Genomic DNA, 25,646 nt, shown 5'->3' on the forward strand with positions numbered 1-25,646 from the left:
GGGGCCGGCGGGGCCGTCTGCGAGCCGCAACCCGTCGGTGCGGCCGGAGCGCCCGCAGGCACCTTGTACCGGTTGTAGCCCCACAAATATTGCTGCGGGAAGCGCCTCACCATTTCCTCCATCTCCGCATTGATCCACGCGGCCTGCGCTTCGGCGGTCTCCGGTAATGGCCCTTGAAGACGCTTCACATGCATCCGCCAGCCGCGCCCGCCCGGCAGCCGCTCACCGGCGGCGATGATCAGCGGCGCACCGGTCTGCGCGGCGAGCTTGCCTGGCAGAGTAATCGTGTAGGCCATGCGGCCAAAGAACGGCGCCCAGACACCGTCTCCCTTGGGCGCCTGATCCGGCAACAGTCCAACCGCTTCACCCTGGCGCAATGCCCGTACGAAAGCGCGCACTCCCTGCGAGTTTGCCGGCACGGCTTTCAGGTTTGACGTGTCGCGAACCGTTTCCAGTACGTCGCGCAGGAAGGCCTTGCGGTGTGGCCGGAACATGATGGTGAATGGAATCCGCTCCGCCGCATAGCGCGCGGCCAACTCGAAACAGCCCAGATGCGGTGTGAGCATGATGAGGCCACGGCGTTCGGCCAAGGCTTGCTCGATTACCTCAAAGTCATCGCAGGTGACCCGGGCCATGCAGTCGGAACTGCGAAACCAGACGTGGGCCAGTTCACTCATCATTGCACCGGTTTCCGCAGCGGCCTGTCGGGCAAATGCCGGCGCGGCGAAGCCAGCCTGTGCGGCGTTCTCCAGCAGATGCTGCCGATACCGCCCGGGCAAGGCGTAGACCAGCCGGCCAATCATGCGCCCGATCGAGTGCACAACCGGCAAGGGTAACTTGGCAAACACTCTCAAGACGTTGGTGAGGACGTTTCCCCGGGAATCCGACTTACTTTGCATGGTCTCGTAGTCCTCGCCACATATGTCCGTATGTCCGTATGCGGCAGCCTGACGCGCATCCTTAGCGCGTCCAACCGAGACTGTACAAGCAGCGAGCCGGTGGCTCGCCTACTTCCGTCTCGGGGAATACCCTTACAGGCCAGTATGAAGCGTTACCGTTACTTCCCGATACAGAAGCGCGTAAAGATCGTCCCCAGCAGGTCATCGCTCGTGAACTCGCCCGTGATGCTGTTCAGATGGTCCTGGGCCAACCGCAGTTCCTCCGCGAACAGGTCGAGTGCCTGGGCCTGCTGCGAGGCGCGATCCTCGGCCAGTTCAAGGTGAGACTGCGCGTTGCGCAGCGCGGTCAGATGGCGCTCGCGTGCGAGGAATGTGCCTTCGTTGCCTGACTGCCAGCCGATCAGGCGCAGCAGTTCGCGGCGCATCAGGTCGATGCCGGCACCCGAGCGCGCGGAGATCCAGATCTCGGTTGGATTCGGGCCGTTGGCCGCAACGACGTGCGGGCGGTTGCCGCCAAAGCCCATTTCGCCGGCGGCCGGGGCCAGGTCGATCTTGTTGACCACGCGGACGATTGGCGAGCCCGGCGGCAACTGGCCGCTCAGGCGGTCGTCGATCTGATCATCGATCTCGGAGATGCCACGTTCGAGATAGTCGCTTGCGTCGACCAGGTGGAGCACGATGTCCGCGCGGCGAATCGCATCCCACGTGCGCTCGATACCGATGCGTTCGACTTCGTCGGCTGCATCGTCGCGCAGCCCGGCGGTGTCGATAATATGCAGCGGGATGCCGTCGATCTGGATCGTTTCGCGCACGCGGTCCCGCGTGGTGCCCGCGATCGGCGTGACGATGGCAAGTTCGGCGCCGGCCAGTGCATTGAGCAGCGACGACTTGCCGACGTTCGGCTGACCCGCCAGCACCACCGACAATCCCTCGCGCAGCAGCGATCCCTGGCGCGCCTGCTTGAGAACGCCGGCCAGGTCGTCACGAATGCGCGCGAGCTGGCCGCGAGCGTCGGATGCCTCGAGGAAGTCGATCTCCTCCTCGGGAAAATCGAGTGTGGCCTCCACCAGCATGCGCAGGTGAATGACCTTCTCGACGAGTGCGTGGATCGCGTTCGAGAACTCTCCTTCCATCGAGCGCGCTGCCGATCGTGCCGCGGCTTCGGTGCTGGCTTCGATCAGGTCGGCCACCGCTTCGGCCTGGGCCAGGTCGAGCTTGTCGTTGAGAAACGCGCGGCGCGTGAACTCGCCCGGCTCGGCCACTCGCAGGCCGATGTCCTTGCCCGCTTCCAGGCAGCGTGCCAGCAGCATCTGCATGACCACCGGCCCGCCATGGCCCTGCAGTTCGAGTACTTCTTCCCCGGTGTACGAGTTCGGCGCCGCGAAGTAGAGCGCGAGGCCGTGGTCAATCACGTTGCCGCGGGCGTCGAGGAACGGCAGGTAGGTGGCATGGCGCGGCTGCAGCGCGCGGCCGCACACGGCGTGCATGACGGCGCTGACATCGGGGCCGGAAACACGCACGACGCCGATGCCGCCGCGGCCCGGCGCGGTGGCGATTGCGGCGATGGGAGGCTGGGAAACAGTCATGGGCGGTATTGTCGCAGATCGCCTGAATGGCGACCGCGTGGTGCGGCGCGATTCAGCCCTCCAGGCATTCGCACATCAGCCGTCGCGCAACGGCGTCGTCGATGATGGCGCCGAGTTCGGTCTGCTGCGCGATGAGCTTGTGGTGCAGCCGCTTGCGGTAGCGGTCCGGCAAGACGTCCGCCAGCGCTTCGATCGCATAGCGAAGGCGCTTGTTGCCGATACGGAGTTTGTGCACGTGCTCGGTCTGGCCGTCACGAGCGATGCGCGCCAGTTCGCGCACGCGTCCGCGTGCCTTGCGGATCCGCCTGGGCGCGAACGAGACCATGCGGCCGTGATCGCCGTGACGGTGTCGAGGATCGGAGAGATGCAGCAGGTCTCTGTGCAACGTGGGCAGCGGCGCCTGCCTGTACCCGGACAGCCTGGCGATCATCGTCACGCGTGCCTCGGCGCGCCTGGCATACGCGGTGTCGATCAGTGCGGTCAGTACGGGATTGTCGGGCTGAAGGGCCAGGGCCGGCTGGAGCGTTTCGACGATAAATACGTCCCAGTCGCGCACCGCGCCCGCGGCATCGGCAACGTCACGGAGGGCCTGGTTCCAGCGCCCCTTGATGACCTGCGGCAGGATCGGGCCAAAGGCCCAGGTCACCGCGCGCAAGTGACGCACGGCCACGCGCAGCGCGTGCACGTCCTCCACCTGATCGCGGTGCAGCAGGACGTCGAGCCGATCGTTGACGTTGCGCAAGCCTTCGTCGCCCAGCGTGGCAAAGGCGGCCATGGGGCGCATCTTCCGGTGCAGCACGGGCGGGCGGCTCATGGCGGCATCTCTCTGTACGCAGTCGAGAAGACTGCACGACGCCACTGCAGTGTAGGCGATGGCGCATGTGTCGCCAACGCCATCCCCTCTTTCCGCCTAGCGCGTGGCGACGATGAACACGCGCGGAAACGGCAGCAGCACGGTGCCGTCCGGCATCGCCGGGAATACCTTGGCCAGCGCTGCTTCGTACTGCTTCAGGTAGTCGGCCTTTTCGGCTTCGCTGAGCGGCGCCAGGAACGGGCGCAGGCCGCTGCCCTTGAACCATTCGACGATGGCCGCCGGCCCGCCCTTGAGCGGGTGCTGGTAGATCGTGCGCCAGATGTCCACGCGCGTGCAGTGCGGCTTGAGCAGTTCGTAGTACCAGCGCTCCGTGGCCAGCGGCGTGCGCGCTTCGGCAGCCGTGGCCAGCTTGCCGGCCCATGGTCCATTGAGGGCGGTCTCTCGCATCAACTGGTGCGGCGGTTCGTTGAGGTTGTCAGGCATCTGCACGGCCAGGCTCCCGCCGGGCGCAAGCTTGCTGACCAGCGACGGGAACAGGCGCGCGTGGTCGGGCACCCACTGGAACACCGCATTGGCCAGGATCACATCCCAGGGGCCGGCATCGGCCCATTGCGTGACGTCTGCAATGTCGAAGTGCAGGTCCGGCAGGCGCTTGCGCGCGGCGGCGATCATGTCGGCGTCGCTGTCCAGGCCCGTGACCTCGGCCTCGGTGTAGCGCGCGGCCAGCACCTCGGTGGAGTTGGCCGGGCCGCACCCGACATCGACCACGCGGCGGGCGCTGGCGGTGGGGATCGCCCCGACCAGGTCCCGCACCGGGCGGGTCCGTTCATCCTCGAATTGCACATATTGGCTGGCCGACCACGTCATGGCATTCCCCTCCGGTTGTTGGGCGATGTTCAGGTCTTATATAAGACCTGAAACGCGAAGCATACGCCGGAAACAAAAAACCCGGCACGTGGCCGGGTTTTTCGTGGTCGGTCTGGCAACCGTGGCGATCAGGTCTTGGCTACCGCCGCAGTCTTGCCCTTGCCGAGCATGCGGTTGATCTGCCATTGCTGGGCGATCGACAGGATGTTGTTCACAACCCAGTACAGCACCAGGCCGGCCGGGAAGAAGAAGAACATGAACGAGAACACCAGCGGCATGATCATCATGACCTTGGCCTGGACGGGGTCCGGCGGGGTCGGGTTCAGCCTGGTCTGCACGAACATCGACACGGCCATCACGATCGGCAGGATGTAGAACGGGTCCGGCACCGACAGGTCGTGAATCCAGCCCAGCCACGGCGCGCCACGCATTTCCACGGACGACAGCAGCACCCAGTACAGCGCGATGAACACCGGGATCTGGATCACGATCGGCAGGCAGCCGCCGAGCGGATTGACCTTCTCGGTGCGGTACAGCGCCATCATCTCCTGGTTCATCTTCTGCGGGTCGCCCTTGTAGCGCTCGCGGATGGACGTCATGCGCGGCTGCAGGTCCTTCATCTTGCCCATCGACTTGTAGCTGGCAGCCGACAGAGGGAAGAACACCAGCTTGATCAGCACGGTCAGCGCGATGATCGACCAGCCCCAGTTGTCCAGGAAGCCGTGCAGCTTCTCCAGCAGCCAGAACAGCGGCTTGGCCAGGATCGTCAGCCAGCCATAGTCCTTCACCAGTTCCAGGCCCGGGGCGATCTTCTCGAGCATGCGCTCTTCCTGCGGACCGGCAAACAGGCGGGCATCCGTGCTTGCGGTAGCGCCCGGGGCAAGCTGGCCCAGCGGCTGCTGAATACCCACGCGGTACAGGTTCGGGTCGATCTGCTCGGCGTAGAAGCTGTGCTGCTTGCCGGTCTGCGGAATCCAGGCCGAGGCAAAGTAGTGCTGCACCATTGCCACCCAGCCATTGTCCGTGGCGGCCGGCACGCTGGCCTTGCCCTTGGCGATGTCTTCGAACGTGATCTTGTGGTACTTGTCGGCGTTCGTGTAGATGGCCGGGCCGGTGAACGTGCTGTAGAACTGCGACTTCTCGACCTTGCTGCCGTCACGCGCGAGTTCCAGGTACAGCGTCGGCGAGACCGGCGCGGTGCCAGTGTTGGTCACGTCGAAGCGCGTATCCACCACGTAGCTGCCCTTGTGGAACGTGTAAGTCTTTACAAACTTCACACCGTTCTTCTCGGCGGTCAGCGTCACGTCGAGCTTGTCCTGGCCAGGTTCCAGCGTGCGTGCGCCAGGTGCCACCGTGAACATGGTGGTGTGGTTGGGTAGGTCGCCGCCGATCAGGCCGGAGCGGGCCAGATACGTGCGGTTGGCGTCACGTTCGAGCAGCACTACCGGCTTGCCGTCCTTCTCGTGCTCGTTGAGCAGTTCCAGGCGCGACAGGATGCCGCCGGCCGTGTCGATCTCGGCACGCACCTCGTCGGTCGTCACGATGACCTTCTCGCCGGTGGGCTGGGCGGCGGCCTGCGGGGCTGCCGGAACCGCGCCCGGCGCGCTCGCGTTCGTCACGTTCGCCTTGGGCACATCGCCCTGGGGCGTGGCGCCGGAGGCAGGGGTGGCCTGCTGCTGCGTATTGGCGCTCGGGAAGAACATCGACGCGTGGCCGTTGGCGCGCTGCCAGTTGTCGTAGAGCAGCACTAGGGACATCGAGAAGATGACCCACAGGATGGTGCGTTTGATATCCATGTCTAGCTATGGTCGAAGGAAATCATGGTCTGGGAAGCCGGACCGTGACAGGCTGGCGGCCTGGCGCGGCGGATGCTGCGGGCGCCGCGGCGGCAGTCCCGTATGTAGCAGGCACGGGATCATACCCGCCATTTGCGAAAGGATGACAACGGCAGAGTCTGCACGCAGCCATCCAGGTGCCGCGCGCCGGGCCATGCATCACGATTGCGTCGCGGGCATAGTCGGAACACGTCGGCAGGAAGCGGCACTGCGAGCCCAGGTAAGGACTCAGGGCGATCTTGTAGATGCGCAGCAGGGCTAGCAGGATTCGCTTCATGGTGATGGTCAGGCAGGCGCGGCTGGCGTGGCCGGTACATCGGGGGAAGCTGCCGGCGGAGCGGCCGGCGCGGCCGGTAGTGGCTTGGCTGCGACGTCCAGCAAACCGCTGAGTTCGGCATGGCAGGCCTTGCGGATTGCCAACCGGCTGGAGTACTCCGCGCGCGGAAACTTTGCTTGCAGCCGCAGCAGAATGTCGCGGCCAGCGAATTGGGCCTGCCGGCCCCGAAACAGTTCCCGCACCATGCGCTTCACGAGATTTCTCTCGGCTGCGCGTGGCGCGAACTTCTTGCCGACGACAATGCCCAGCCGGGCCTGAGCCAGGCCGTTGGCGCGCACATACAGCACAAAGTGCGTAGTGCGGCGCCGGGGCCGCAAAGCAAAAACGGATGAAAACTCATCCGTCTTTGTGAGCCTCGCGGCTTTGGGAAAGGCATGGGTCGACACGCTTGGCAAAGCTAGCGGGAAGCTGGGCTTCGACGGGCGGCGTTCCGGGCCATCCTGAGTGCGAGGCGGTGGGCCGAAGACGGCTGCATCGGGCAACGCACGAAGGCGTTGCGACGCTTGCCGTCCAGGCCGGCGCGCCCGGCGCTCAGATTGCCAGGCGCTTGCGGCCCTTGGCGCGGCGGGCGTTGATCACGGCGCGGCCGCCGCGGGTCTTCATGCGCACGCGGAAACCATGGGTACGCTTGCGGCGGGTAACGGAAGGTTGATAGGTACGTTTCATGTTGCACTCTCTGGTTGATCCGGGCTTTCCGGGCGCCGGCCGTTGCCGGGGCGCCTTGGCCGCCGCGTATGGTTCGCATGGGGCTGCCGCTTTGCAGACTCTGGGAAAGCTGCGGCCTTGCCGACGATTCTGGTTCTGTCTTGCTGCCGGCCGCCGCTGGCTTCGCCATATTCAGGCGAGGCACTGGCGGGGATCAGGCCGCTTGCCTGATGCCGCACATGTTTACATGCGCCGCACGGGCCAGACCCGGCGATGCGCATACGTGATCCCCTGCCGCATCGCAGAACCCGCCATTTAACCGATTTTCGTTGCGAGTGTCAAGGCGGCAAATGAAGGTGCCCGGCGAGCGCGCCACAGTGCGCCACGGTGCGTCCAGTATCGCCGTGCGCCATTGTCCACAACAGTCGGTGGGTAACTCTGTGGGTATTCCCGGTCACCCATACGTATTAGCGACGGCAATCAAGTCCTTGTTTCCGATGGATTATCAGCCGTTTCTGCCCCATCCGGCGTGGGGCCCCGGGAGTGGTTGTGCACAGCAATCCACTGAATTTTCACAACTTGTCCACAGGGTTATCCTTTGTGGATAACTTGGCCGGGGGGGTACAATCCCGGTCCAAACACCACACGGGCCGCGTGGCGCACGCACAACCCGGACTTCCTGCCACGGTATACCAGCGACGTATACCGATTGATCGACGCCGTTTTCGCTGCCTTGGGCGCGTGAACGGCGTGTTGCCGTTGACGCGTTCGGGCATGACGCGCCGGCGGTCTGGAGGAAGTCCGTGGCGCGAACGCCGCGACACTCGTGACGCACCTGCAAGGGCGCGATCACTTAAAAGAACACATGCAAGATTTCTGGCAGGCGGCAGCCGCGCAACTTGAGCGCGAACTGACGCCGCAACAGTTCAAGACCTGGATCAAGCCGTTGGCGCCCGTGGCCTTCGACGAGGAAGCGCATGCGCTGCGTATTGCTGCGCCCAATCGCTTCAAGCTTGACTGGGTCAAGAGCCAATTCTCGGGCCGTATTACGGCCCTCGCGTGCGAGTACTGGGAAGCGCAAGTTAGCGTTCACTTCGTGCTCGACCCCGCCGCCTCGGGCCGTGCGGCCGCCTATCCCCAACAGGCGATGCAGCCGGGCCAGGATGCGCACGCTGCAATGGGTACGGCCCACGCGCCCTACCCTGGCAATCCCGGCAATGCCAACCCGGGCTACGGCGCGTCGGCCGCGCAGGGTGCCAGCGGACATCCGAACCAGATGGGGGGCTACCCCGAGTATCGCGGCCAGTCGAACGGCGCTCCGGCAGGCTACGCCGGCGCGGCCGGACACTCGCCCTACCCTGCTGCGCAGTCGCCCGCCCCCATGGCTGGCCGCGGCGCGGTGCCGACGGGCCATCCGCTGCAAGGCGGCGCGGGCGCGCACATGCCGGACATGGGCGAGATCGACGTGGCCCAGATGGACCCGGCCGAAGCCAGCGCCCGCTCGTATCGCGTGCCGTCGCCTCAGCCCGCAGGAGCGCCAGGTGCACCCGGCGCGCCCGGTGCGCAACAGAGCGACACGGTGCACGAGCGTTCGCGCCTGAACCCGATCCTGACGTTCGACAACTTCGTGACCGGCAAGGCCAACCAGCTTGCGCGCGCCGCGGCGATCCAGGTCGCCAACAATCCGGGCAAGTCGTACAACCCGCTGTACCTCTACGGCGGCGTTGGCCTGGGCAAGACCCACCTTATCCATGCCATCGGCAACTTCATGCTGATGGAGAATCCGCGCGCACGCATCCGCTATATCCATGCGGAACAGTACGTGTCCGATGTGGTGAAGGCGTACCAGCGCAAGGCGTTCGACGAGTTCAAGCGCTACTACCACTCGCTGGACCTGCTGCTGATCGACGATATTCAATTCTTCTCGGGCAAGAACCGCACGCAGGAAGAGTTCTTCTACGCGTTCGAGGCGCTGATCGCCAACCGCGCCCAGGTGATCATCACCAGCGATACCTATCCGAAGGAAATCACCGGCATCGACGACCGGCTGATTTCGCGCTTCGACTCCGGCCTGACGGTGGCGATCGAGCCGCCCGAGCTGGAGATGCGCGTGGCCATTCTGATGAAGAAGGCGGCCGCCGAAAACGTGAGCGTGCCCGAGGAAGTGGCTTTCTTCGTGGCCAAGCACCTGCGTTCGAACGTTCGCGAGCTGGAAGGCGCATTACGCAAGATCCTCGCTTTCTCGAACTTCCACGGCAAGGACATCACGATCGATGTCACGCGTGAAGCGCTGAAGGACCTGCTGACTGTCCAGAATCGCCAGATCTCCGTGGAGAACATCCAGAAGACCTGTGCCGATTTCTACAACATCAAGGTCGCCGACATGTACTCGAAGAAGCGGCCGGCCAACATTGCAAGGCCGCGCCAGATCGCGATGTACCTGGCGAAGGAACTGACGCAGAAAAGCCTGCCGGAAATCGGCGAGCTGTTCGGCGGCCGTGATCACACCACGGTGCTGCATGCCGTGCGCAAGATCGCCGAAGAACGCAGCAAGGACGCGCAACTCAATCACGAATTGCACGTGCTCGAGCAGACGCTCAAGGGCTGATTCGGGTACGGGTTGCGCGCCTCGATCGGGGCCGCGCAACTGGCCGAGCAATTGGCTGCGTAATTGGCCGCGTAACTGGCCGAAAAGCGATCTATCGCCGATTTTGAAGGCCGGCCTTGCCGGGCTGGCATACTACTGGGTGCGCGTCCGGCGGCAAACGGACGCCGGAAAACTGTTGGATTGCGGGAATCTGGCCTCAGATAAGGCTTTGCGGTGAGTCGGGACGGATTGGCAAGGGTTGGCGACGGAGCGTGGCATTTTGTGCACAACCAGTCGCCGTGCCGAATTCGCCCCGCTTCACCGCAGCGGCTTATCCTTGGTACAATGCGATATTAACTCCTTGATTCCTAAGTGAATTTGGAGTTGCGCCAACCCTGCGGTCGCTAACGACAAACGACGAAGGATAAATTCAATGCAATTGGTCAAAACCTCGCGAGACAATCTGCTGCGTCCGCTGCAAATCGTGAGCGGCATCGTGGAGCGCCGCCACACCCTCCCGATCCTGGCCAACCTGCTGATTCGCAAGTCCGGCTCGAACGTATCCTTCCTCTCGACCGACATCGAGATCCAGATCACGACGCATGCCGAGTGTGGCGTGGGCAATGACACCGTGGCAACCACCGTGGCCGCCCGCAAGCTGCTGGACATCCTGCGTGCGATGCCCGATGGCGACGTGGCGCTGTCGCTGAACGACAAACGCATGTCCGTGCAATCGGGCAAGAGCCGCTTCGCATTGCAGACGCTGGCCGCAGAAGAATTCCCGACCGTTGCAGAGGCAGCCGAGTTCAACGCCAGCGTGAGCCTGCCGCAGAAGACGTTCAAGCATCTGCTGGCGATGGTTCACTTCGCCATGGCGCAGCAGGACATCCGCTATTACCTGAACGGCATGCTGCTGGTGGTGGATGGCAAGAAGGTCATGGCCGTGGCCACCGATGGTCACCGCCTGGCGTATTGCGGCGTGGAACTCGAGAACGAAGCAACCGGTGCCGGTTCGCGCCAGGAAGTGATCATTCCGCGCAAGACCATTCTGGAACTGCAACGCCTGCTGGAAGACACCGACGATCCCGTGCAGGTGCAGCTGGCCGCCAACCAGGTCAAGTTCACGTTCGCCAATATCGAACTGATCAGCAAGCTGGTGGAAGGCAAGTTCCCGGACTTCCAGCGCGTGATCCCGAAGGGCTACAAGAACGCGTTCGCGATCGACCGCGTGCAGTTGCAACAGGCGCTGCAACGCACGGCCATCCTGACCACCGACAAGTTCAAGGGCGTGCGCTGCATTCTCGATACGCACGTGCTGAAGATCAGCTCCACCAACGCCGACCAGGAAGAGGCGCAGGAAGAGCTGGAACTCGATTATTCGGGCGATGCGCTCGATATCGGCTTTAACGTGACCTATCTGCTCGATGTGCTCGCCAACCTGAAGAGCGAGCAGGTTCAGGTCAGCCTCGGCGACTCCAATTCGAGTGCGCTGATTACCGTGCCGGAAGACGACAACTTCAAGTACGTTGTCATGCCGATGCGCATTTGATGGCCACCATCAGACGCCATCCAGAACACAATCGGGCACACACCGCAGCAGGGGCCGGATCCGCGCGATCCGCCCCTTTTGCCGTTTTTAAGTAACCCGCGAAACGCGGACCGGCCGCTACCCACTGCCTTTGGGAGCAGGCCAGGTTTCCGCTTTTGCCGTGAGTATCGTGAGTAGAAAGACATGACCGATCAGCAGACACCGCAGCAGGAAAACTCTTACGGCGCCTCTTCGATCCAGATCCTGGAAGGCCTGGAGGCGGTACGCAAGCGTCCCGGCATGTACATCGGCGATACGTCCGACGGCACCGGCCTGCACCACCTTGTGTTCGAGGTGCTGGACAACTCGATCGACGAAGCCCTGGCAGGCTACTGCACCGAGATCCAGGTCACTATCCATAGCGACAACTCGATCTCGATCGTCGACAACGGCCGCGGCATTCCGCCGGCCGTCAAGTTCGACGACAAGCACGAACCGAAGCGCAGCGCGGCGGAAATCGCCATGACCGAACTGCACGCCGGCGGCAAGTTCAACCAGAACAGCTACAAGGTGTCCGGCGGCCTGCACGGCGTGGGCGTGTCCTGCGTGAATGCACTGTCGAAGTGGCTGCGCCTGACCGTGCGCCGCGATGGCCAGGTCAACCTGATCGAATTCGCCAAGGGCGAGGTGCAGAACCGCATCGTCGAGACCGTGACCGGTCCCGATGGCCAGCCCGTCGAAGTGTCGCCGATGAAGGTGATTGGCGCGACGGACAAGCGCGGCACCGAAGTGCACTTCCTGGCCGATGAGGAAATCTTCACGAACGTCGAGTTCCACTACGAGGTGCTGTCCAAGCGCATCCGTGAACTCTCGTTCCTGAACAACGGCGTGCATATCAAGCTGGTCGACCAGCGCACCGGCAAGGAAGAAGACTTTGCGTTCTCCGGCGGCGTGAAGGGTTTCGTCGAGTACATCAACCGCGCAAAGACCACGCTGCACCAGAACATCTTCTACGGCAACGCCGAGAAGGACGGCATCGCCGTGGAAGTGGCCATGCAGTGGAACGATGGCTACAACGAGCAGGTGCTCTGCTTCACGAACAACATTCCGCAGCGCGATGGCGGCACTCACCTGACCGGCCTGCGTGCGGCAATGACGCGCGTGATCAACAAGTACATCGAAGAGAACGAGATCGCCAAGAAGGCGAAGGTCGAGACCTCCGGCGACGACATGCGCGAAGGCCTGGCCTGCGTGCTGTCCGTGAAGGTGCCCGAGCCGAAGTTCAGCTCGCAGACCAAGGACAAGCTCGTGTCCTCCGAAGTGCGCCTGCCCGTGGAAGAGCTGGTCAGCAAGGCGCTGACCGATTTCCTGCTGGAAACGCCGAACGACGCCAAGATCATCTGCGGCAAGATCGTCGACGCCGCGCGTGCCCGCGAGGCCGCGCGCAAGGCCCGCGAAATGACCCGCCGCAAGGGCGTCATGGACGGCATGGGCCTGCCCGGCAAGCTCGCCGACTGCCAGGAGAAGGATCCGGCCCAGTCCGAACTGTTCCTGGTCGAGGGTGACTCCGCGGGCGGCTCGGCCAAGCAGGGGCGCGACCGCAAGTTCCAGGCGATCCTGCCGCTCAAGGGCAAGATCCTGAACGTGGAGCGCGCGCGCTTCGACAAGATGCTGTCGAGCCAGGAAGTTCTGACGCTGATCACGGCGCTGGGCACCGGCATCGGCAAGGAAGACTACAACCTCGACAAGCTGCGCTACCACCGCATCATCATCATGACCGATGCGGACGTGGACGGCTCGCACATCCGCACGCTGCTGCTGACGTTCTTCTATCGCCAGATGCCGGACATCATCGAGCGCGGCTACGTGTATATCGCCCAGCCGCCGCTCTACAAGATCAAGCACGGCAAGGAAGAGCGCTACATCAAGGACGACAACGAACTCAACGCCTACATGCTGAAGCTGGCAATGGAGAAGGCTTCGCTGAATCGTCCGGACGGCAGCGAGATCGCCGGTGAGGCGCTGACGGAACTGGCACGCCAGTACCAGCTGGCCGAAGGCGTGATCGGCCGCCTGTCGCGTATCGTCGACGTCGACGCACTGCGCGCGATCGCCGACGGCGTGGCGCTCGACCTCGACAGCGCCGCCGCCGCGGAAGCTTCGGCGGTAGCCCTGAAGGCCAAGCTAGCCGAGATGCACGCCAAGACGCTGATCGGTGCCGCGGTCAACGACGACGGCACCGCCGACGTCTACGCGCAGTTCGACGAAAAGACCGACAAGCATCGCCTGATGATCGCGCGCCGCCACCACGGCAACGTGCGGCTGTCCCACCTGGACGCGGACTTTGTCCACGGCGCCGACTACGCAGCACTGGCGCGCGCGGCCACAACGTTCCAGGGCCTGATCCCGGACGGCACCAAGGCTCGACGCGGCGAAGGCGAGAAGATGCGCGAGCAGACCGTGGCGGACTTCCACCAGGCCATGCAGTGGCTGCTGTCCGAAGCCGAACGCGGCGTCTCGCGCCAGCGCTACAAGGGTCTGGGCGAGATGAATCCCGGGCAGCTCTTCGAAACCACCCTGGACGTGACGCAGCGCCGCCTGCTGAAGGTACAGATCGAAGACGCCATCGCCGCCGACCAGATCTTCACGACGCTGATGGGCGACGAGGTGGAGCCGCGCCGCAACTTCATCGAGTCGAATGCACTGGTGGCGCGGAATATTGATGTTTGAGGGCGGCTGTAGATAGCCGCTTAACCTGAGAAAAACGGACCCATAAGTTGAGAAGCTTATGGGTTTTTCTTATTGATAGCCCAGATTTTTTGGTGAATTCTGCAGCAAGAAACGGCGCAGCAAGGCCAAAACTATGCCCAGCGCGAGAGGGATGAAGAAATGGGTGTCAGTCATGGGTTTTTGCTCAATCCTCAAGTTGCTCTTTCATGGCGGCCGACTCATGGGAGCCACTCGGCGGCGCCCTGTCCAGACCATGAGGCATCGCTACGCCCAGCGCCTGCATCAAAGTCTCCATGGCCTCGATCCAACCCAACCGCTCTTGCTCCATGCGCACACGTTGATCCCACGTATGGGCTCTCAGGTTGTCATAGCAGGCCCGTTCCTCGGTAGTCAACGTTTCCAACGGCACGTTGGGGCACTGGGTTGCTTCTTGTACCCAAAGCGCTCGATGGCGAAGAAGCGTCCACTCATCCATCAACACAGACCGCAAATGCGGCACCGCTCTGCGGGCACGGTCTAGGATGGCAAAACCGTGCGTGTCGATGTCGCCCCAGTACACCGCGCCAGCACTCTGTAGCCATGGCAACGTTCCGAGCGCACTGACTGCATTTCCCAGACGCATGACGACGATCACACCCGGCACGTCCGGAAGCGCTAGCCCTGTCTCGAGGTTTTCAACGATGACCACGGCCCTCGGAGCAATCGGCATTCTTGCAAGCTCGCCTACCGGCGCCTCGATGTCGCACAGACCGCCGACGAGTGTGCGCAGGGAGGGGCAAAGCAGTCGGACACGGACGCGATGCGCAGGCTTGCGCAGCCCGCACAGCTCGCGGAAGTCGCTTTGATCATCTGGGACCGCTACGCGTAAAGCCCGAAGAAGCGTGGACACCAAGCCAGTCCGCTTCTCAAGCCACTTTGTGTCCAAGCCTTCCACCGGCAACTGTCGCAGGTAGAGGCCAGACTTCGGATTTGCCTCCAACCACGCCAGTAGCGACATCAAACGCTCGAAGTCCTCAACGGCATAGTCGGCCAGGACGTCGAATCTCGACGCCAGCGCGTTCCCTTGCCCGAGCAAAGGCCAGCGGCTCACCATCCGTTGGTAGCGTTCTGCCGCTGTTGACCAGCGACTGCTTTGGCCAACGGCCGCTGCGACCTGGCCGGCATCGGAGAAAGTCAGGCTGACCGGTAGCCGATGCTTTCCGAGCCGAGCGAACTGCCGCTCTTCAAAAGCGACCTCGCCGGGTCCGGCTCTGGACTGCCATGCGCTCGCCCAGCTTCTGACCGCGCCGGGGTCTTCGGCAATGTCCTTCTCTGTCGGAGCGCCCAAGGAAACATCCAGTGGCCAACTGCCACCCCCAGCTACCCAAGTCTGGTGCTGGTTGTTGAAGCGGCGAACGAGGAAGTCGCGCGCGGCTTCAGGAGACAGAAGCTTCTTCGGCATTGCGCACGTCCTGTGTCAACCTCAGGCGTTGGGTCTCGCCGTCGTACTCGATAGGGATGACGGCGGATTTCTTGCGGTCCTTGATGTGTACGAAGCACGCGCCGCCGATGAAGGGCTCTAGCGTCATCACCGACTTCAAAGGCGTGGCCACAATCATCTGGAACCCGAAGGTCTTGAATATGTTCATAGCCATCGCGGTGAACTCGGCGTCCGCCTTGTCGAAGGCTTCGTCGAGCACAACGGTGGAGTAGCTTGGAAGTGCCCGCTCTTGGCCGCCCAGCTGGTAGCGAAGAGCTGCTGCCAAACAGGTGGCCGCGAGTTTCTGGCGCTGCCCGCCTGACTTCCCGGCGCCGCTGCGGTAGACCTCGACTTCTATGTCATCCTCATCGAGCTCACGGGCCACGAATTCGACGTGCTGCCTGACATCAAGCACAAGGTTGCGCCAGTTTTTGTCTGCGGTTTCCTGGCTTGCGAGGCGCTTGACGAGCGCGGCCAGCGCGTTGAAGCGCTCCTCGGCCAGGTCGCGGTCGTTTGAGAACGAATGGCTGAGAGATTCCCTCAAGCTCGCGCGGAAGAGCCGGACGTCTTCGAGCGACTTGTCGGTCGTGTCGATGACCAGATGGGTGCCCGGGTTGAACGGCGCGGTTCGCAGGCTCTCGTTGACGAGCTCCATTCGAGCCCGAATGGCCGACCGCTCCTCGTCAAGCTTGGTCGCCAGCAGCATGAGGTTTTGGTCACTCTGCTCGCGAAGCAACGCGAAGAACTTGTCCTCGTACGCAGGGAGGTTGTCGTCTTCCAGACGCTTGAGCTTGGCCAGATAGTCCTCGGCGCTTGCGAGAGTGGCATCCAGCCCACCAGCGACCGCAGGCCACAACCGATTGAACTCAGCAAATCGCTGTACGATGGAGCCCTTTAGCTCAGTCAGTCGGGTGTCGAGCGCACGCAGCTCTGTATTGAGCGCGCGCTCGACAGTGCTGGTCACTTGGTCGAGGTTTTCAAGGGTGACTTCCTTACCCGTAGCGACATACCGGGAGGAAATTTGCTCTGCGAACGCCGGTGGCCGCTCACAACCGGGCCACAGGCGCGTGAGTTCGGCGAGCTTGCCGTTCAGCTGGTCGATTTCCTTGGCGATGCCTCGACCCTTGGCATCTTCGTCGTTCTTCTTGCTGACGGCTGTTGAGTGGACGCCTTCCTGTGCCTTGATGCGGTCGCTCAGGACTGCAAGGTCTGGTCTCGCCTCCTGCTCCGCCCTTAGCCGTGCCTTCAGGTCGTCAATGCGAGTCAACAGGGAGCCAACGTCGACATCGTTCCAGGTCAGATTCGACAGATTCTGGCAGTGCAACAGCTGTTCCTGCTGGAGGTCCTCTTCATCTCCAATCTTGTCCAGCCCCACCTTAAGTTCGGTGATGCGTCCACCGAGCTCCGCGGCCCTGTCCTTGTAGAGGGCCAACTTTTCCTTATTGTCGAAGCCCAGCACCCACTGACTGCGATCATTGACGGAGTGACGGTCGTTCTTCTCATGTCGCATGGTGTTGTGTTTGACCGAGCCCTCACGAGTGACAGCACGAGAGGCGTTGCGAAACGCCTGCAACGTGTCAGCGCACTCGAGGTCGAAAGAGTGCTTCAGTTCCTCTCGCACCCAGTCACCAAAGCTTCCACTGGCCAGGTTCAGCTTGCGGACCAGCGAGTTCGGCCCCGGCGTGCGTCCCGAGGGTTGTAGGATGGTCCGGAAGTACACCAGACGCTCGCCGATATTCCGCCCGTTCAGGTACTCCGAAACCGCCGGGTAGTGCTTGTCATCAACGAGGATGGAGCGCGCGAATCCACCGAGAACACGCTCGATGGCTCCGCGCCATTCGGCGGCATCAGAGCGTACCTCGACCAACTCACCGACAAACGGAAGCTTCTCCTCCGGGATCGAAAGGTCGCGGGCCATGCGCTCCCTGAGGTCCACAAGCCGTGCCGGCAAGTTCGACTTCTGGCGCTCGAGGGCTTTGACTTCGGCCACTGTTTTGGTGAACTCTTCGCTGGCCAGCCTTTGGTCGGTCTTGAGCTGGTCCTTGCGGTCCTCGACCTCCTTCTTCAAGTCCCGCGCCTTCAGCATGCGTTGCTTGGCCGCGTCTACACGCTGAACAAACAACACGACGCTGTCAGGCACCGCCCACCCCATGACCTCGCAGGCGGCTGCGGCCTGGTCGCGCTTGGCCATCCGAACAGGCTTCTCTGCTTCCGCTGCCTTGATTTCGTCATCGAGCCGGTCGAGAACATCCGCACCGAGGTTGAGCTTCTGACGCTGAAGGTCCGTCAGCTTGACGAACTCATCGTCCGCAAGCTGCGTCAGGCGCAAGGCTTCCTGCCTTGAGCCTTCCTTGTCCACCTCCAACTCCGCAATCCGTTCATCGACAAGTAACTTGCGCCGATGTTCACGGTACTGGTCAATGGCGGTCTGGATGGCCTGTAGCCCATTGCGTTCGTTGTTGTCGTGGTCAAGCTCCATATGCTCGACGCGCGCTGGTTTGAGCGTCAGAATCTGATTGCGAGCAGCCACCACCTCTTGGTGGGCGTCCTTGAGCTCGCCAAACTCGTTGACGAGGCTAGTAGCGATGCTGAAAGCCTCGGGCTCGTCGAGCATGAAGTCGCGCAAGAACACGTTGAGGTCACCAAGGTTTTTCGCCGACTGAGTCTTGTGCAGCAAACGAAGCGCGCGCTCGTTGTCAATGCCAAGCAGGCGACGAAAGCGTTCCTGGTAGGCGCTGAACTCTGTGTGAACCTTCGCGTCCGGCAAGTCGTGCTTGAAGCGGCGCGCGTCGAACTCGCTTTTCGCGAAGAACTCTAGCTCCTGGACATCGAACTCACGCTCGAACGTCAGGAATAGCCGCTTCGCATCTCCTGGCGCGGTCGAATGCCCTTTGACCCACAGAACCTGCGCGAGGACGACAACGCGCCCCTGCTCGTTGCGGTACGTCTCTGCAATGGCTGACCAGGTCGTGCCGCTGCGCAGGTACTGAGAAACGTACTCGCCACCGTCACCGGTCTGCTGAGCCCAAGCGCCGCGCAGGTACGTCACGACGTTGCGGTCGCGGCCATGCCGCTCGGCCTCCCGTGCGGCGACGTTGAAGTCCACCCACTTCGGTGGCGTCATCAAAGCTGCATGCGCGTCCAGCACCGTTGACTTGCCGGACCCGGACGGGCCGACAAAGAGGTAGCCTTGCGTCGGGATGGGGAAGTCAAAGACGTTGGAGAACGTCCCCCAGTTGAAGGTCTGAATTCGTGTCAGACGGAACTGGTCGCTCGCGCCATCAAGCGCCAATGTCGGTTCAGCGGTATTCACAGGTCCTCCTCGTCTTCATTCCCACCATCGCCAGCCACGACGACCGCGACGGAGTCGTCCGGCTCGCCTGTTGGCTGGGGCGCTTGTGCCAGCCGTTCATAGGTTCGGGAGAGCTGTTGGATCTCCTCGGCCGAGAACAATAGCTTCAGCGTCGGGGCGACTTCGTAGCGCTCGTCTGAGCTACGGATGCGCTGAAGGAGGCTCAGCTTCTTCGCCTTGTCTACCGCGTTGACCACCTGGCGGCCGAACTTGGCGTGGTCAGGGTTGTTGTCACGCTCGAACACTCCCAGGTGCTCCTGCATGTCCGACAGTGACACCACTGCGCGATCCCCTTGGGCATCGGCCTGGGTCAACCGCTGACGCAGGAAAAGAAGTAGAGCCGTTTCCAGGAAGGTCAATGAGGCTTTGCGCAGAAGGATGGGAACTTCGATTTCCTCTGATGCCACCTGACGGGTGAACGCTACCTGCTGCTCGTGGTCGATGACCACCTCAAGGAATAGCTCGTGCATCCGCGAGCGGATGACCGTTTCATCGCGCAGCAGCACCGGCCAAAGCTTCGTTTGGCGCCGTGCGTCGACCGAAGGGCCGAGCAGCAGTTGCACCAGGACTCGGCGCGTGTCAATGGGCAGTGAGCCGGTATCACCAAGGAAGGTGGCCGTTTCTTTGTGTTCCCCAACGGCTGCGGCGTCGCCAAAAGCAGCGCAGCTCCCAGCCGCATCGGCCTCATCAGTCCACGAATTCAAGATAGCGCTCCCTCATGAAATAGATGGCAGGCACTTTGGCGCGGCGCTGCGCGGCGTCCTCGCCCTGCCATTCGACAACTTCGGAATCTTCGGTGACTTCGCCGTGCTTGGCGCCCAGTGCGACGTAGCCGACGACACTGCCAAGTCCTTGTTCGGCGGGAAACTCCGCCAACACCTGGCCGATGGTGGCTTGCGATTGGCGCTCGAGAACCGAGCGCACATGCTGCTTCAAAGTGCGGAAGTCAATTTCCGATTGCCGAACGAGTTCGCTGACGGTATCGAGGTCGAGCTCAGAAGGCTCTGCATCCAGCATTGAAGAGTCGGTGACCCGCTGCGCCGGGTCGTACAGTACCCACTGCGACACCGAGCGAATGCGGCTGCTCGACTGCATCAGCTCAAAGCTCACCTGCTCGTTCGGGCGAACCATGTTCTTGGCTGCTAGCGCCGCCTGTGTAGCCTCCTTGAGCAAACCATGCAGACGCCGATGCTCAAGGAATTCCCTGCTCTGCACGAAGCTCTTCAGGCTGCGCGCGAAATGTTGAAGCACGTCATGCACGCCTCGCCCTTCGTTCAAGAGCGCTCCCGTCAGGCCCAGCAGGAACTTGCGTTCGTGCGATTCCAACTCGCGGGCAAACGGCCGACTCGTCACATCATTCAGCGACTCGCGCAGGGTGGCAGACTGCTCGCTATCCGTGAGCAGGCGCCAGAAGGCGTTGAAAGTTCGTCCAGCGTCGCTCTCGCCGATGAGGTCGACACCGGCGAACAACTGCTCAAGAACATCTCCACGGCTGCCCTCGTTCTCCATGAGGCTCTGACGCAGTCCACGGTTGAGCCGCTCGAACTCGTCGCGCACGCTCCTGAAGTCAGATGCAAGTTCTTGCGCCAGCGCGATGACCTCTCGGGCGCGCTCGATAGCGCGGTCGATGGGTAGCGTCCTCACCCCACCCCGCTGCGCCTCAGCAATCGCCCTGTCGATTCGGTCGCGTTCCGCGTGCAGCGCGGCCAAGCGCGCCGACGGGCTGCTGTTCGTCTCATCTGCAAGCCGCGATAGTTGATGGATGACAACAGACAGCCGACTCTCAGTGGCGGTAGTTCGAGGCTTGAGCAGTCCCATGACGAAGCGAAGCGCAGTCAGCGTGTCAGCTGAGAGCTCATACTCTTCCTCCGGAGCCCCAGCGGGGAATCTGCGTGTGAGCCAGCCCTGATTCAGCCATTCGGTGACGTAGGCCTGTGGTGTCTGCGGAAGGTCTTCTCCTGACGAACGCAGCGAGTCAAGGTCGCGGGCCAGCCTCTCATGCAAAACCGAGTTCGGGAGCGCCTTTTCGGTCTCGGCAAACAGAGACTGCAGCATGGCAATCACCGCCGGCGCCTTTGTGGCAGCCAGCAAGCGCCACAAAGGCTGCTCACGCAGGTTGCGGAGGGCGGCGGCACCGCGCAGGGCTTTCATCGCGCCCTCGCTCGTGACTGTCTTCGATCACCACAGCACATACGGACCTCCCTGGACCGATACTGTCGTTTGCGCCGAGTGTATGTCTATTTTTTAGACTAGTCTAGTTTTTATACTAATGAGACAATCATTCAATGACGGAACGCAAAAGCCCCCTACCGACCTCCCCACTGGACCGTTTGGGTCGCTCACCCGGTCGCTGGAGCCAAGATCGTCGCCTTGAGTTCATCGATTTCCGGCTCCGATGGGACGGTCGCCTCAATCGCGGCGACCTAACTGAATTCTTTGGCATTTCTGTGCCCCAGGCGTCCCTGGACATTGCCAGGTACTTGGAGCTAGCTCCAGGCAATCTAGAGTACGACCGAAGCTCTAGAGCCTACGTCGCTCCTCCGTCGTTTACGCCACTCTTCCCAGCAAGCGACGCTGGGCGCTATCTCAACGAACTACTGGCAAAGTGCTCTGGGCCGGATGCTGCGCAGAGCAGCTTCCTCGCGTGGGCGCCCCCTGTGGCAACCGTTCCGAGCCCTGGTAGAACATTTCGAGTGGATGTTTTGGTTGCCCTGATCCGGGCGATACGAGAGGGTAGGGCTCTCCGAGTGCTGTACCAGTCGATGACAGGCCCTCAGCCCTCGGCTCGCGTGTTGACTCCTCATGCCCTGGCCCACGACGGGTTTCGCTGGCACGCTCGAGCGTATTGCCATAGTCGCAAAGAGTTCCGCGACTTTGTGATTGCACGCATGCTCGAGGTTCACGGATTCGACATAGCTGCGGTCAAGTCGGATGCTGACAAAGAGTGGCACACCATAGTGCCCGTCGTACTGATCCCACATCCGAAGCTATCCGACTCACACAAGCGCGCTATCGAACTCGACTTCGGCATGGAGGATGGACAGGTCGAATTCCAATGCCGTCAGGCCTTCCTCTTTTACGCCCTGCGGCATCTCCGACTGGACCTAGACGGCTCCGCAAAACCAGAGGCGCAGCAGATTGCGTTGAAGAACCGGGCCGCCATCATGGCCTTCATCCTTAAGACAGCAACTTAGGCAAGACGGCGCCGACCGACGCTGAATTCACTTCTCTAAGGTTAGCGAGAGCGCTTCTTGTGGCGCCCTACGGGATGGAAATGGAGAATGGGCTGTCGTAAGCCGCCGTCAGCCATAGCATCTCTTCAAAGAAAAGGCCTCATTCGAGGTCTTTGGGGTTTCGGCATTCTGTTACAGTTTGTTGCATGGCAGCGGCCAAGTAGGCGATGCCACAACCATCTGACGCCCCATTACGATGACCAAAATCATTCCTTTTGATGCCCTCGCGACGGCCGATCTCGTTGTCGATGCGGTTTATCAGAGTCGTGCAGATGGTCAGATTGCCGGTGAGCCAATTGCTAAGCTCTTACCGGGTTCCGGCAACATGGGGGGGTTCCGTGTCACAGGGAAAGGTGAGCAAAAAAGCTGGGTCGTGCTTTTCACGACTGGCGAGGATAAAGACTGGCCAGACACGCTGGATTTAAGTACTGGCAAGTTTGTCTACTTTGGCGATAACAAGACGCCGGGTCATGAATTGCATGAAACGCGTGGTGGCAACAAGGTTCTTCGATATTCGTTCGAGCGACTCCACGCTGCAGTGAATCCGCGAGCGGACGTGGCTCCGTTTTTGGTGTTCAAAAAGTACCCACTCGCACACGGAGCGAGGTCTGTTCAGTTCAAGGGCCTTGCGGTACCGGGCTTCCCAAGCTTGTCATCGACGGAGGACCTGGTTGCTGTCTGGAAGTCCTCTGAGGGCCAGCGATTCCAAAACTATCGCGCTGTCTTTACGATCCTAGACGCGCCTGTGTTGAGCCGTGCTTGGGTTAACGATCTCAAGGCGGGAAATCCAGACTCTTCCAATGCGCCAAGAGCGTGGCGCCAGTGGCGCGAGTCTGGAAAATATTCGCCGCTTGCTGCGGCGCCGAACACCAACATTCGATCTGCGAAAGCGCAGAGTCCAGATACGCCTCTGAAACGTGAGCTGCTCGAATGTATTTGGCAGCACTACAAAGGCGCACCGATTGCTTTTGAAGCGTTTGCCGCCCTCGTCTTTCAAATGACCGATGAGCGTGTGGTCATCGATGAAATCACGAGAGGGGTAGTCGATGGTGGTCGAGACGCAATCGGGAGATATCGGCTTGGCTCAATGGCCGATCCGGTCTATGCAGAATTCTCGCTGGAAGCAAAATGCTATCGTCCGCCACTAAACGGTGATGCGCCGACTACGGTCAGCGTTAGTGATGTTGCGCGCTTAATCTCGCGTATTCGCCATCGGCAGTTTGGCGTTCTAGTCACAACCTCAGTAATTGCCTCTCAGGCTTACAAGGAGGTGCGCGAAGATCGTCACCCGATTGTCTTTATTTCAGGTGGCGATATGGTCAATATCCTCATCGACAAGGGCTACAACACCAGGGCAAAGGTGCAAGAGTTACTTTCCTCGGACTTTGCGCTTGTTGCGAATGCTAGCAATGAGCCGGCTGATAAGCCGCGCTAGTAGTTCTGCAGGCATTCCCGCTCACGAAAGGGACGCTTGTGGCTTTTCTAATCTCATTGGATTTCTACGGTGCAGCAAGGCGTGGGCGCTTACACCGCTAGTACACCCCCGGCACCATCCGCCAAGTGTGCGCGCAGTACCGCTCATACTCGTCCCCAAACTGCCCGCGCAGCAGGGCTTCCTCGGCCCGGATACGCGCGATTAGCGGCGGGAGCATCAGCACGGTTAGCAGGACGCCTACAAGGGATCGGAACACCAGCACCCAGCCAAGTGAGTTCACCACGAATCCGAGGTAGCTTGGGTTGCGAATCACGCCGTAGATGCCGGTTGTCACGAGCGTATGTCCAGGCTGGATGGCTACCAGGCCGCTGAAGCGTCGCCCCAGCACGAACACCGGCCACAGCCGCAGGGTGCCGCCGACGATATACAGCGCCAGGCCGATCCATCGCACCGTGTCGCCATCGATCGTCCACACGCCGATGCGGTCCGTATAGGCGGGCAGGATTCCCGCCAGAAGGCCGAGCACGCCGAACGCCACCAGCACCCATCGGTTGCTGCGGTCTTCGCGCTCGCCGGCGCTGATGTTGCCGCCCGAGAAGATGGCGATGACCGCCATTGCCATTGTTGCAACCACTGCCAGCGTGCGCGCGGGGTCTGCGAAGTATGGGGCGATGCCACCCCAGGCGATGATGGGCAACGCCAGATAGGCCACGGAGCCCACGATGGTGAAGAACGCCATACCGGGTTTGGGTCGCATGAATGCCTCCGTCTGCTGTTGGCTTCACATGACAGCCTATGCTCGCCCGGAGACGGTGTCGAGAGGCCGCCATTCGGTGCGAAAATATGCCCTCTGTTCCGCGAGCGATTTCCACGCCCTTCAGCAATGCCTCTTATCGATATCAAGAACCTCCAGCATGCGGCTGCCGCCTTTGGCGAGGCCCGGGGCTGGGGCAAGTACCACAGTCCCAAGAACCTCGCGATGGCGCTCAGTGTGGAAGTGGCCGAGCTGGTCGAGATCTTCCAGTGGCGGACCGAGGAGGAGTCACGCGGCATCATGTTGACCGATGAGCGTGCGCACGTCGAACAGGAGCTGGCCGACATCACGATCTACCTGACGCAGCTCGTCACTGCACTCGGGGTCGATCTGGACGCGGCCGTGCGCGCGAAGATGGAGATGAACGCGCGGAAGTATCCGCCGCCGCAGAACTAGGCTCTGCTGCTGGCCGAGAGTTTCGGGCAAGTGTCGGATCACGTGTCGGATCACGTGTCCGATGGCGTCTGCCACGTGCGGCAAATCCGGCTAGACTTCCCCAACCACCCCTCGCGGAGAGATGGACATGGCAGCGGGCAGGCAAGGCAAGTCGGCGAGCAACATCCACATCGGTATAGGCGGCTGGAACTATGCGCCGTGGCGGGACAACTTCTATCCGGCAGGGCTCGCGCAGGCGCGTGAACTCGAATACGCAAGCCGGCATCTGACCGCGATCGAGATCAACAGCACGTATCACGGCACGCAGAAGCGCTCGTCGTTTGCCAATTGGCGCGATGCCACGCCAGACGGCTTTGTCTTCTCGGTCAAGGCATCGCGATTCGCCACCAACCGGCGCGTGCTGGCGGAAGCCGGTGATTCGATCAGCCGGTTCGTCGATAGCGGCATTGCGGAACTGCGTGACAAGCTTGGCCCCATCGTCTGGCAGTTCGCGCCAACCAAGCAGTTCGTCCCCGATGATTTCGAGGCCTTCCTGGGCCTGCTGCCCGATTCGGTGGAAGGCGTGAAGCTTCGTCATGTTCTGGAGGTGCGCCATGAGAGCTTCATGTGCGACGCCTACCTGAAGCTCGCGCGCAAGTTCAAGGCGGCCACCGTTTTTACCGACTCACCGAAGTTTCCATCGTTTGCCGATCTCACCTCGGATTTCGTGTATGCACGGCTGATGAATGCCGGGGAGAAGATTGCCACCGGTTACGCGCCGAAGGATCTCGATCAATGGGCGCAGCGGGCATCCGCGTGGGCCGACGGCAAGGCGCCCGATGACCTGCCGCGCGTCGAGGGCGGGCCCGGTGGAAAACTCAAGCCGAAACAGGTGTACCTGTTCTTTATCAACGGCGCCAAGGAACGAGCGCCGGCTGCAGCCGGGGCGTTGCTGAGTCGGCTTGGGTGGGCGCCATCGGAAGAGGTGCCAGTGAAGGCCAGGACGGCGAAGGTGGTGGCTAGTGCGGCACCCAAGGCGGTGGCATCCAAGACGCCTTCCGCGAAAACGCCGACCGCCAGGAAGACGTCGGCAGGGAAGGTGTCGGCAAGGAAGGCGTCGGCAAGGAAGGTTGCGAAGGTCGCGTGAGGG

At 62.1% G+C, this 25,646-nt stretch carries 20 protein-coding genes; 7 read left to right on the plus strand and 13 right to left on the minus strand.

Annotation, left to right across the window (positions count from 1 at the left end):
• From B552_RS0125960 to rpmH, 8 genes are all read right to left on the minus strand, one after another.
• A partial coding sequence (locus B552_RS0125960; RefSeq protein WP_026036059.1) for a lysophospholipid acyltransferase family protein occupies positions 1-899 on the minus strand: 899 nt, incomplete at its 3' end.
• Between the two features lie 158 nt (positions 900-1,057).
• Positions 1,058-2,485, minus strand: a complete 1,428-nt coding sequence (gene mnmE / locus B552_RS0125965; protein ID WP_019451987.1) for a tRNA uridine-5-carboxymethylaminomethyl(34) synthesis GTPase MnmE — start codon at positions 2,483-2,485, stop codon at positions 1,058-1,060.
• Positions 2,486-2,537: 52 nt separating this feature from the next.
• Positions 2,538-3,299, minus strand: a complete 762-nt coding sequence (locus B552_RS0125970; RefSeq protein ID WP_019451988.1) for a CHAD domain-containing protein — start codon at positions 3,297-3,299, stop codon at positions 2,538-2,540.
• Positions 3,300-3,395: 96 nt separating this feature from the next.
• Positions 3,396-4,166: a trans-aconitate 2-methyltransferase gene (tam, locus tag B552_RS0125975; protein ID WP_019451989.1), complete on the minus strand. Its 771-nt coding sequence runs from the start codon at positions 4,164-4,166 to the stop codon at positions 3,396-3,398.
• 128 nt (positions 4,167-4,294) lie between these two features.
• The gene (gene yidC / locus B552_RS0125980; protein ID WP_019451990.1) at positions 4,295-5,962 is read right to left on the minus strand and encodes a membrane protein insertase YidC; all 1,668 of its coding nucleotides are present in this window, start codon (positions 5,960-5,962) and stop codon (positions 4,295-4,297) included.
• Between the two features lie 22 nt (positions 5,963-5,984).
• Complete coding sequence (yidD, locus tag B552_RS28640) at positions 5,985-6,278, minus strand: membrane protein insertion efficiency factor YidD (RefSeq protein WP_083860360.1); 294 nt, start codon at positions 6,276-6,278, stop codon at positions 5,985-5,987.
• Positions 6,279-6,286: 8 nt separating this feature from the next.
• Positions 6,287-6,724, minus strand: a complete 438-nt coding sequence (gene rnpA / locus B552_RS0125985; RefSeq protein ID WP_085958804.1) for a ribonuclease P protein component — start codon at positions 6,722-6,724, stop codon at positions 6,287-6,289.
• Positions 6,725-6,869: 145 nt separating this feature from the next.
• Positions 6,870-7,004, minus strand: a complete 135-nt coding sequence (gene rpmH / locus B552_RS0125990) for a 50S ribosomal protein L34 (RefSeq protein ID WP_008650850.1) — start codon at positions 7,002-7,004, stop codon at positions 6,870-6,872.
• Between the two features lie 844 nt (positions 7,005-7,848).
• On the opposite strand from rpmH, the gene dnaA reads away from it, so the two are divergent.
• The 3 genes from dnaA to gyrB all read left to right on the plus strand — a co-directional run bounded on the left by dnaA (position 7,849) and on the right by gyrB (position 13,828).
• Positions 7,849-9,591, plus strand: a complete 1,743-nt coding sequence (gene dnaA / locus B552_RS0125995) for a chromosomal replication initiator protein DnaA (protein ID WP_019451992.1) — start codon at positions 7,849-7,851, stop codon at positions 9,589-9,591.
• Positions 9,592-10,003: 412 nt separating this feature from the next.
• Complete coding sequence (gene dnaN, locus B552_RS0126000; RefSeq protein ID WP_019451993.1) at positions 10,004-11,119, plus strand: DNA polymerase III subunit beta; 1,116 nt, start codon at positions 10,004-10,006, stop codon at positions 11,117-11,119.
• 183 nt (positions 11,120-11,302) lie between these two features.
• A complete protein-coding gene (gene gyrB / locus B552_RS0126005) occupies positions 11,303-13,828 on the plus strand; it encodes a DNA topoisomerase (ATP-hydrolyzing) subunit B (RefSeq protein WP_019451994.1) in 2,526 nt (841 codons plus the stop codon).
• Positions 13,829-14,012: 184 nt separating this feature from the next.
• On the opposite strand, the gene B552_RS0126010 is transcribed toward gyrB, so the two are convergent.
• The 4 genes from B552_RS0126010 to B552_RS0126025 are packed head-to-tail and all read right to left on the minus strand — an operon-like array spanning position 14,013 to position 20,790.
• Positions 14,013-15,269: a DUF3322 and DUF2220 domain-containing protein gene (locus B552_RS0126010; RefSeq protein ID WP_019451995.1), complete on the minus strand. Its 1,257-nt coding sequence runs from the start codon at positions 15,267-15,269 to the stop codon at positions 14,013-14,015.
• Positions 15,244-18,600: an SbcC/MukB-like Walker B domain-containing protein gene (locus B552_RS0126015; RefSeq protein WP_019451996.1), complete on the minus strand. Its 3,357-nt coding sequence runs from the start codon at positions 18,598-18,600 to the stop codon at positions 15,244-15,246. Before B552_RS0126015 ends, B552_RS0126010 begins: the two co-directional genes overlap by 26 nt.
• Positions 18,597-19,343, minus strand: a complete 747-nt coding sequence (locus tag B552_RS0126020) for a DUF4194 domain-containing protein (protein ID WP_019451997.1) — start codon at positions 19,341-19,343, stop codon at positions 18,597-18,599. Before B552_RS0126020 ends, B552_RS0126015 begins: the two co-directional genes overlap by 4 nt.
• On the minus strand, positions 19,327-20,790 hold the full coding sequence (locus B552_RS0126025; RefSeq protein WP_019451998.1) for a DUF3375 domain-containing protein: 1,464 nt from the start codon (positions 20,788-20,790) through the stop codon (positions 19,327-19,329). Before B552_RS0126025 ends, B552_RS0126020 begins: the two co-directional genes overlap by 17 nt.
• A 134-nt stretch (positions 20,791-20,924) precedes the next feature.
• Between B552_RS0126025 and B552_RS29410 the strand changes: the two genes are divergently transcribed.
• Positions 20,925-21,833, plus strand: coding sequence for a WYL domain-containing protein (locus B552_RS29410; protein ID WP_026036062.1), 909 nt, complete (start codon positions 20,925-20,927; stop codon positions 21,831-21,833).
• 235 nt (positions 21,834-22,068) lie between these two features.
• Complete coding sequence (locus B552_RS0126035; protein ID WP_019452000.1) at positions 22,069-23,307, plus strand: restriction endonuclease; 1,239 nt, start codon at positions 22,069-22,071, stop codon at positions 23,305-23,307.
• Positions 23,308-23,404: 97 nt separating this feature from the next.
• On the opposite strand, the gene B552_RS0126040 is transcribed toward B552_RS0126035, so the two are convergent.
• Positions 23,405-24,064 (minus strand): isoprenylcysteine carboxylmethyltransferase family protein, encoded by a 660-nt coding sequence (locus B552_RS0126040; RefSeq protein WP_026036063.1) that lies wholly within the window; start codon positions 24,062-24,064, stop codon positions 23,405-23,407.
• A 126-nt stretch (positions 24,065-24,190) separates the two neighbouring features.
• Between B552_RS0126040 and B552_RS0126045 the strand changes: the two genes are divergently transcribed.
• Both B552_RS0126045 and B552_RS27940 read left to right on the plus strand, forming a co-directional pair.
• Positions 24,191-24,517 carry a nucleotide pyrophosphohydrolase gene (locus B552_RS0126045; RefSeq protein ID WP_019452002.1) on the plus strand — a complete coding sequence of 109 codons (327 nt, stop codon included), beginning with the start codon at positions 24,191-24,193 and terminating at the stop codon, positions 24,515-24,517.
• Between the two features lie 127 nt (positions 24,518-24,644).
• Positions 24,645-25,643, plus strand: a complete 999-nt coding sequence (locus B552_RS27940) for a DUF72 domain-containing protein (protein WP_085958805.1) — start codon at positions 24,645-24,647, stop codon at positions 25,641-25,643.
• Positions 25,644-25,646 lie beyond the last annotated feature (3 nt).

It is taken from the genome of Cupriavidus sp. BIS7 (assembly GCF_000292345.1).
Lineage (GTDB): Bacteria > Pseudomonadota > Gammaproteobacteria > Burkholderiales > Burkholderiaceae > Cupriavidus.